At 57.2% G+C, this 8,668-nt stretch carries 7 protein-coding genes; all 7 read left to right on the forward strand.

Features of this window, described 5'->3' with window-relative positions; translation table 11 throughout:
• Window positions 1-285 precede the first annotated feature (285 nt).
• The 7 genes from proB to mtnB all read left to right on the forward strand — a co-directional run bounded on the left by proB (window position 286) and on the right by mtnB (window position 7,933).
• A complete protein-coding gene (proB, locus tag AC3G2T_RS17165) occupies window positions 286-1,386 on the forward strand; it encodes a glutamate 5-kinase (protein WP_474681674.1) in 1,101 nt (366 codons plus the stop codon).
• A 25-nt stretch (window positions 1,387-1,411) separates the two neighbouring features.
• Window positions 1,412-3,145, forward strand: a complete 1,734-nt coding sequence (locus AC3G2T_RS17170) for a proline--tRNA ligase (RefSeq protein ID WP_488436287.1) — start codon at window positions 1,412-1,414, stop codon at window positions 3,143-3,145.
• Window positions 3,138-4,385: a glutamate-5-semialdehyde dehydrogenase gene (locus AC3G2T_RS17175; protein WP_474681353.1), complete on the forward strand. Its 1,248-nt coding sequence runs from the start codon at window positions 3,138-3,140 to the stop codon at window positions 4,383-4,385. Before AC3G2T_RS17170 ends, AC3G2T_RS17175 begins: the two co-directional genes overlap by 8 nt.
• 86 nt (window positions 4,386-4,471) lie before the next feature.
• Window positions 4,472-5,338: a pyrroline-5-carboxylate reductase gene (proC, locus tag AC3G2T_RS17180; protein WP_488436288.1), complete on the forward strand. Its 867-nt coding sequence runs from the start codon at window positions 4,472-4,474 to the stop codon at window positions 5,336-5,338.
• 29 nt (window positions 5,339-5,367) lie between these two features.
• Window positions 5,368-6,636, forward strand: coding sequence for a 2,3-diketo-5-methylthiopentyl-1-phosphate enolase (locus tag AC3G2T_RS17185; RefSeq protein ID WP_488436289.1), 1,269 nt, complete (start codon window positions 5,368-5,370; stop codon window positions 6,634-6,636).
• Window positions 6,633-7,295 carry a 2-hydroxy-3-keto-5-methylthiopentenyl-1-phosphate phosphatase gene (locus AC3G2T_RS17190; RefSeq protein ID WP_488436290.1) on the forward strand — a complete coding sequence of 221 codons (663 nt, stop codon included), beginning with the start codon at window positions 6,633-6,635 and terminating at the stop codon, window positions 7,293-7,295. Before AC3G2T_RS17185 ends, AC3G2T_RS17190 begins: the two co-directional genes overlap by 4 nt.
• Window positions 7,292-7,933, forward strand: a complete 642-nt coding sequence (gene mtnB / locus AC3G2T_RS17195; RefSeq protein WP_488436291.1) for a methylthioribulose 1-phosphate dehydratase — start codon at window positions 7,292-7,294, stop codon at window positions 7,931-7,933. Before AC3G2T_RS17190 ends, mtnB begins: the two co-directional genes overlap by 4 nt.
• Window positions 7,934-8,668 lie beyond the last annotated feature (735 nt).

The following is an 8,668-nucleotide window of genomic DNA, read 5'->3' on the forward strand; positions in this document are numbered from 1 at the left end:
ACATATCCAACGTTATGATGGGAATAGTAGAAAACGCGCGACGCGACGCAGAGAGCAGGCTCCACCGGCTGAGAGAGCTTGCCGCATTCCGGTTTTCGAACCCGCCCCTGAACGGTCAACGATGAGTTGAACAGTCCCCCTCCTGTTACGAGGGATTCCAGAGTTGGGCGCGCCATGCGCCAATCTAAGGTGGTACCGCGGAAGCCGCAGACTTTCGTCCTTATTGTTATGAGGGCGGAAGTCTTTTTGCATTTTATGTATATCGAACCAAAGGATGGGATCTCTATGACACAGCGAATCGTCGTCAAAATCGGCAGCAGTTCATTAACTTCCGATACGGGCGGCTTAAATCCGGATAAAATTCGTTTCTTCGCCGCCGAGCTGGCCCGCTTGCAGCAGGACGGCTTTCAGGTGCTGCTCGTTACGTCAGGCGCGGTGGCCGCAGGCTTCACGGCGCTCGGCTACAGCACGCGGCCGAAGGCGCTGCATGAGAAGCAGGCCGCGGCCGCAGTCGGCCAGGCGCTGCTTATGCAGTCGTACCATGAAGCGTTTGCGGCCTACGGCATCAGCGTGGCGCAAATTTTGCTGACCCGGTACGACTTCTCCAACAGGAAGCGCGTGCAGAACGCGCTGATGACGATCGACGAGCTGCTGCAGCGCGGCGTCGTGCCGATCATCAACGAGAACGACACGGTCTCGGTGGATGAGCTCAAATTCGGCGACAACGACAAGTTGTCGGCGCTCGTCGCCAATCTGGTGCGGGCCGGCCGATTGATCATCATTACCGATACGGACGGCTTGTATACGGACGACCCGCGCAAAAACGCGAACGCGCAGCGCATCGAGCGCGTCGATCAAATCAGCGATGAGCTGTACCGCATCGCCGGAGGCTCGGGGAGCGCCGTCGGCACCGGCGGCATGCGCTCCAAGGTCGAGGCCGCCCGCATCGCGATGCTAGGGGGCGTGCCCGTGTTCGTAGGGCGTGTACTCGAGCCCTACGATCTGCCCCTTGCCGTCGAAGGACGGGGCAAGGGCACTTACTTCGACACGTCGCTGGATAACTTGCCGGTCAAAAAGCAGTGGGTCGGCTTCCTCTCGCTGCCCCAAGGCACAATCACCGTCGACGACGGGGCGATGAACGCCCTGATCTCCGGCGGCAAAAGCCTGCTCCCTGCCGGCATCACGGCCGCCAGCGGCGAGTTTCACCCCGGCGACGTCGTCGAAGTGATCGCCGCCGACGGGACGCCGCTCGGCCGCGGCGTCGTCAACTACGCTGCCTGGCAGGTGCAGGCCGCCGCGGGCTTATCGACCGACGAGGTGCAAAGGCGCGTCGAGGTCGCACGAATCGAAGTCATCCACCGGGATGAGTGGGTGCCGCTGCAGTAAAAAAAGAAAGGAGCCGGTCTTACGCATGAGACAGCAGCTTTTGTTCAACCGCACGCTGCGCGATACGCCTGCGGATGCGGAAACGGCCGGCCATCGGCTTATGCTTCGCGCAGGTCTGATCCGGCAGCTTTCCAGCGGCATTTATTCGCACTTGCCGCTGGGCTTGAGGGCGCTGCATAAGATTCAAGCCATCGTCCGCAAAGAGCTGGATGCTGCAGGCGCACAGGAAATGCTGATGCCCGCCCTGCATCCTGCCGAATTATGGAAAGAATCGGGCCGTTGGGACTTGTACGGTCCTGAACTGATGCGGCTCGAAGACCGCAACGGGCGTTCTTTTGCCTTAGGCGCTACGCATGAAGAAGTCATTACCGCTCTAGTCCGGGACGACATACAAACTTACAAAAAACTGCCGGTGCTCTTATACCAGTTCCAAACGAAGTTCCGGGATGAGCGCAGACCCCGCTTCGGCCTGCTCCGGGGCAGGGAGTTTCTGATGAAGGACGCCTATTCCTTCGACCGGACGCCGGACGGACTTGACAAAAGCTACCTGAGCATGTACGACGCTTACGTCCGTATTTTCACCGGATGCGGGCTGCGGTTCCGCACAGTCGAAGCCGATTCCGGAGCGATCGGCGGCACGGATACGCACGAATTTATGGCACTGGCCGAAATCGGCGAGGATACGATTGTACACTGCGCCAACTGCGGATATGCCGCCAATCTTGAAAAAGCCGCCGCTCTGCAATCGGCACAGCCGGCAGCAGGCCTTAGCGGGAAGCCCGCTTCCCCGCATCCCGAACCGGTCTATACGCCCGGGATCACGACCATCGCGCAGCTTTGCGAACATCTCGGCGTTGAAGCTCGGCAGATCATTAAATCCATCGCCCTCAAGGCGGACGGGGAACCGATTGTCGTGCTGCTGCGCGGTGATGACGAGCTGAATGAAATCAAGCTTAAAACGCAGCTCGGCACGGATAGCATTGAAATGCTGTCCGAAGCGGAGATCGAAAATGAGCTTCGTTCTCACGCCGGCTTTATCGGCCCTCTAGGCCTTCCGGACATCCGTCTGCTGGCCGACGAATCGCTCCGGGGTATAACGGACGCCATCGCCGGCGCCAATCGCAAAGATTATCATGTCCGGCATATATGTCCGGAACGCGATTTGCCAGTTCTGAGCTACGCCGACCTGCGGTTGGTTAAAGAGCACGATTTGTGCGTACGCTGCAAAAGCGGACTTTCATTTATGAAAGGCATCGAGGTCGGCCACATTTTCAAATTGGGCACCAAATACAGCGCTCTTATGGGAGCCGTTTTTACAGACGAAAGCGGAGACGATTATCCGATGATTATGGGGTGCTACGGAATCGGCGTCTCGCGGCTGCTGGCGGCGATTGTCGAGCAGCACCACGACGAGCGGGGCATTGTGTGGCCCGCAGCGGTCGCCCCGTTTGCCGTCCATCTCGTAACGGTCAATCCCCTGGACGAAGTACAGATGAACGTATCGGAAGCACTGTACCGGGCTTTATCGGCGGCAGGTATCGACACGCTGTGGGACGACCGCGAGGAGCGCCCGGGCGTCAAGTTCAACGATGCCGATCTGCTCGGGATGCCGATGCGGATTACAGTCGGCAAAAAAGCCGCCGAAGGCACCGTGGAATGCAAAGAGCGCCGGAGCGGCGCACAGTACGAATGGGAGGCAGCAAGCCTGCTCCCCCGTTTGCAAACTTTTTTCAAACAGGAGGTTTTTACGCATGAGTGAAGTTGTAGCCAAATCCAGACTTGCCAAGCAAGCCGCCCAAACGATGGCCAATTTGACCACCGAGCAAAAAAACGCGGCACTGCTGCTTATGGCCGATGCCCTTGTAACCGAGCAGCAGGCGATTATCGAAGCGAACGCCAAAGATTTGCAGCGCGGCCGGGAATCCGGCACCAGCGCCTCCTTGCTCGACCGTCTTGCGTTGAATGAACAGCGCATTGCCGGGATTGCCGAAGGACTGCGCCAAATCGCGGAGCTGCCTGACCCGATCGGCGATACGCTGGAAACGTTCGACCGCCCGAACGGCCTGCGCATTCACAAAATCCGCGTCCCGCTCGGAGTGATCGGGATTGTGTACGAAGCGCGCCCCAACGTGACGGTGGATGCGGCGGGCCTGTGCCTCAAAACCGGCAACGCAGTCGTGCTGCGCGGCGGCTCCTCCGCTCTTTTTTCCAACGAAAAAATCGTTGAGGTGCTGCACGGCGCTTTAAGCCGTTCGGCGATACCGGTCGATGCGCTCCAGCTCATTTTGAGCTCCGATCGTTCCTCGGTCGACGAGATGCTGAAATTGAACGGCCTGATCGATGTGCTTATCCCTCGGGGAGGCCATTCCCTGATTCAAAATGTAGTCAAGAACGCTTCCGTTCCCGTCATTGAAACCGGAGCGGGCGTATGTCATACTTTTATAGACGAAAGTGCCGATCTCGCGATGGCCATTCCCATTGTGATCAATGCCAAAGCCCAACGTCCGTCGGTGTGCAATTCCATGGAAACGATGATTGTGCACGAGGCTTTCGCCTCCCGCCATTTGAACGCGCTGGCCGAAGCTTTCCGGGAGGCAGGCGTGGAGCTGCGGGGCGACGAGCGCGCACATTCGATCGTGCCGTCGATGAAAGAAGCCGTCGAAGAGGACTGGGGAACGGAGTACGGCGACTACATTCTTAACGTGAAAATTGTGCAAAACATGGACGAAGCGCTCGTTCATATTCAAAAATACGGCACCATGCATTCCGAATGCATCATTACGGAACATGCGGCGAACGCCCAACGGTTTTTGCAGGAAGTGGACGCTGCGGCCGTGTATCATAACGCGTCAACGCGCTTTACCGACGGCTTCGAGTTCGGCTTTGGCGCAGAGATCGGCATCAGCACGCAAAAGCTGCACGCACGCGGACCTATGGGACTGCCTGCTCTGACATCGACCAAGTTCCGTATTTATGGAAACGGACAAATCCGGGAATAATCGGCAAGCGCGGGTTGTCTCATAAAGGCAGCCTGGCTGCACGGCCAGCACTTGCACAGCCAGCTACTTAAGGAGGAAATACGATTATGACATCTGCCTTGTATCAATCCCGCATCGCCTTTGTCGGCGCCGGTTCGATGGCGGAAGCGATTTTTCGCGGGCTTACCCGGCAAAAAGTCGCCGATCCGCAAAACATTTATGTAATGAACCGTTCCGATCAGGCAAAATTGGAGCGGATTCGCAGCCAATACGGCGTGCAGGTTACTTCCGACCCGTTAACCCGCGAAGCCTACATCCGCGAAGCCGATATCGTCGTGCTTTGCATGAAGCCCAAGGACGTGGAGACGGCTTTTATGGAGCTGCAGCCTCTGCTGAATGAACGGCAGATGCTTGTCTCGGTCATTGCCGGGCTTTCCATCGCCAAGACGGAAGCTTTGCTGCAAACCGCCATGCCGATCGTCCGCACGATGCCCAACACTTCCAGCACGATCGGCATGGGCGTTACCGGCATGAGCTTCTCCGGCAGCGTAAGCGACCCGCTCCAGCGGCTGGCGATCGAAATGTTTGAATCCATCGGCATCGTGAGTGTCGTCGAGGAGTCGAGGATGGAGATCGTCACCGGCGTATCCGGCAGCGGTCCCGCTTACGTATACTACTTCATGGAGGCTATGACCAAAGCCGGGATTGAAGGCGGGCTCTCCGGCGAGGAAGCGCTGCGGCTGACGCTGCAAACCGTACTCGGGGCAGCGCGCATGGTGCAGCATACCGGGGAAGATCCGGCCGAGCTGCGCCGCAAAGTCACTTCGCCGAACGGCTCGACGCAGGCGGCCATCGAGGCGCTGGATCGCCATCAATTCAGCGAAGGCATCGTACGCGCCGTATTCCGCTCGGCTGAGCGGACCAAAGAGATGGGCGAGCTAATCGCCGCTCCCACCGGCACCAAATCGGTGTAACATTTTATTAAAGCAGGTGAACGATCACTATGAGCACATATTGTTTAGCTACTTACCGGTGCTTTGATGAAAAGGCCGACTTTCATAAAAAAGCGACCGGCATCGCCGTCGGCCTGACGGTCGGCAGCTGGACCGAGCTGCCCGAAGCGCAAAAAGCGCAAATGGAAAAGCATCTGGGTAAAGTCGTGTCGGTGCAGGTGTACGAGCCTTCCGCCGGCAGCGCATCGTCCGAACGGTACGCCGACATTCAGATTGCTTATCCGGACGTCAATTACAGCCGGGACATTCCGGCTCTGCTCGTAACGGTGTTCGGCAAGCTGTCGATGGACGGCAAAATCAAGCTGATCGACCTTTCCTTCTCCCCCGGCTTTCTCTCCGGCTTTGCCGGCCCGAAATTCGGCATGGAAGGCGTCCGCAATTTGCTCGGCGTGCACGACCGGCCGCTGCTTATGAGCATTTTCAAATCCGTTGTCGGCTACGAGCTTCCGGCTCTCCGCGAGCAGTTTTATTTGCAAGCGGCCGGCGGCGTCGATTTGATCAAGGATGACGAAATTTTGTTCGAGAACCCGCTCACTCCGCTGGAAAAACGCATCGAGGTGTGCATCGAAGCAGCTGCCCAAGCCTCCAAGGAAACGGGGCAGAAGCTGCTCTATGCCGTCAACTTGACCGGTCCTACGCTGGAGCTTGCCAACCAGGCGAAAAAAGCGATTCGCGCAGGCGCTAACGCGCTTTTGTTCAACGTGCTCGCCTACGGCTTCGACGTGCTGCACGCGCTGAGCTCGGACCCCGAAATCAACATCCCGATCATGGCCCACCCGGCGATGGCCGGAGCTTTGTATCCGTCGCCTCACTACGGCATCTCCGCTTCCCTCCTGCTGGGCAAGCTGCTGCGGATCGCCGGGGCGGACCTGGTCCTGTTCCCTTCTCCGTACGGCTCCGTCGTCATGCCGCGGGAAGAGAACCTGGCCATCAAGCACGTGCTGCTGACTCGCAACCTCGGCCGGGATTACATGTATGGTCAAGCGGCTGAGCCCGAGCCACAGCTTGCTCCCAGCTTCCCTGTGCCGTCCGCAGGCATTCATCCCGGGCTGGTGCCGCTCATTTTGCGTGATTTCGGCACCGATGTAGTCGTCAACGCGGGCGGCGGCATCCACGGGCATCCGATGGGCGCCATTGCCGGCGGACAAGCTTTCCGGCAGGCGATCGACGCCACCCTGCAAAGCATTTCGCTTCGCGATTATGCCCTTTCGCATCCGGAGCTGCAAGCCGCCATCGACGCTTGGGGGATCAGAGAATGAGCAAAGAACGCATCGTCTTTTGCGACTTTGACGGAACGATTACAGTTAACGACAACATTATAGCGATCATGAAGCATTTCAAGCCGGAGGGCTGGGAAGACTGGGTCGGCAAAATCATCGACCGGAAGGTATCCATCAAGGAAGGCGTCGGCGCCATGTTCGCGCTCCTTCCGACCGCCCGCAAAGCGGAAATCGTCGATTATGCGATTCATAACGCCGTCATCCGCGACGGCTTTCGCGAGTTCGTGGATTACTGCAAAGCGCAGGGCATTACGCTGCTCGTGACTAGCGGCGGCATCGATTTCTTCATATACCCGCTGCTGAAGCCTTTTCCGATACCGGCAGAGCATATATACTGCAACGCCAGCTCGTTTGAGGGCGATACTATCGAAATTTTGTGGCCCCATGCCTGTGACGAGCATTGCACCGGAGGCTGCGGCATGTGCAAAACGAGCATCATCCGGGCGTACGATCCTGAGCGCTACGAGCGGATTTTGATCGGCGACAGCGTTACGGATTTTGCGGGCGCGCAGCTGGCGGATACGATTTTTGCTAGATCTCACCTGATCGATTTATGTCGGGAGCGCAACTACCCGTATGATCCGTTTGAAACGTTTTTTGATATTATCGAAAAGTTGGAGGCGAAACCGGAAGCATGAGCATTCGTTTGGAAGACAAGCAGCGCGCATTTGCGGAGCTGAGCGGCATCAAGGCGGGATTGGCCGCAAAAGGCTGGTTCCCCGCTACAAGCGGCAACCTGTCGATCCGCGTCGGGGAATTTAACCCCGAGGCGTTCGCTTTCGCCGTTACGGCGAGCGGGAAGGACAAATCCGTATCCACGCCGGAAGATTTTTTGCTCGTCAACGAAAAAGGACAGCCTATCGAGACGACAAGCCTGAAGCCGTCCGCAGAAACGTTGATCCATTGCGAGATTTACCGTTTGACCGGCGCAGGCGCTATTTTTCATGTGCATACCGTATTCAACAACCTGGTCTCCGAACTTTACGGTGAGCGCGGCCGCATTCCCGTCGACAGCGTCGAGCTGATCAAAGGCTTTAACATTTGGGAAGAAAACGCCCGCATCGAAATTCCCGTCCTGCCCAACTACGCCGAAATCCCGCGTATTGCCGAGCTGGTCGAAGGCGCGATCGTGCCGCGCATTCCCGGCATTGTGCTGCGCAACCACGGCATTTACGCATGGGGCGCCAACGCTTTTGAAGCGAAACGCCACCTGGAAGCGTTCGAATTTTTGTTCGAATACGTATACCGCTGGAATCTGCTGCAAAAGGGCGTGTAGGCAGGGCTGCCGCTACACAAAGAAGAGACTGTCCCAAGCGTTCGTATTGTACGGGAACAGCCCAAAAATCGAGCAAAAGGACCTCAACTTCCACTGCCAAGTGGAGTATGAGGTCCTTTCTTTAGGTGAAATTTCAACCGCTTCCAGCGAAAAACCTGCATTTGTCAAACTATTGCAAATTTGCACTGCTAGAGCCAACTGCCCATCTGACTCGTAACACGGGAGAAATGCCAGAGTGTCGCGAAAACCGCGACACTTTGGCAGGGCAGCCGGAAGGGGTGGCCGACCGGCCGCCTGTCATGTAACGCATCCCCGCGCGCTGGGAGCTGCGCGCGGTTTGAGCCCAGCCATATGTGAAAATGGCTCGGCAAACTAAAAAGCCTGCGAAAGTGCAGGCTTTTTCCTGTCTTGAGGCCCATTTTGAGGAAAAGCCTGCAATTGTGCAGGAATTTCCCATAAAAATGGGCCTAAGCCCATGCAGCCGCTGAAAAGCCTGCACATTTGCAGGAATTTCCCATAAAAATGGGCCTGAGCCCGTGCAGCCGCTGAAAAGCCTGCACATTTGCAGGAATTTTTCGCTACTGGCGTATCCGCTAGCAAAAACCTGCACTTTATACGAAAATAAAAAGTAACTCTAGCCTCGTATGATGGCAGAACGCGTTTGAAAACGGCTGGGTTTGGACATACTTATCTCTAAAAAAGCAAAAAAAAAGCCCACTGCCCGAATTTTAGCTT

Source organism: Paenibacillus sp. sgz302191 (assembly GCF_057749925.1).

Bases quoted from the DNA above. Each gene is read 5' to 3' on its own strand.
- mtnB (WP_488436291.1), top strand. From the start codon at position 7,292: ATGAGCATTCGTTTGGAAGACAAGCAGCGCGCATTTGCGGAGCTGAGC.
- proB (WP_474681674.1), top strand. From the start codon at position 286: ATGACACAGCGAATCGTCGTCAAAATCGGCAGCAGTTCATTAACTTCC.
- proC (WP_488436288.1), top strand. From the start codon at position 4,472: ATGACATCTGCCTTGTATCAATCCCGCATCGCCTTTGTCGGCGCCGGT.
- AC3G2T_RS17190 (WP_488436290.1), top strand. From the start codon at position 6,633: ATGAGCAAAGAACGCATCGTCTTTTGCGACTTTGACGGAACGATTACA.
- AC3G2T_RS17170 (WP_488436287.1), top strand. From the start codon at position 1,412: ATGAGACAGCAGCTTTTGTTCAACCGCACGCTGCGCGATACGCCTGCG.
- AC3G2T_RS17175 (WP_474681353.1), top strand. From the start codon at position 3,138: ATGAGTGAAGTTGTAGCCAAATCCAGACTTGCCAAGCAAGCCGCCCAA.
- AC3G2T_RS17185 (WP_488436289.1), top strand. From the start codon at position 5,368: ATGAGCACATATTGTTTAGCTACTTACCGGTGCTTTGATGAAAAGGCC.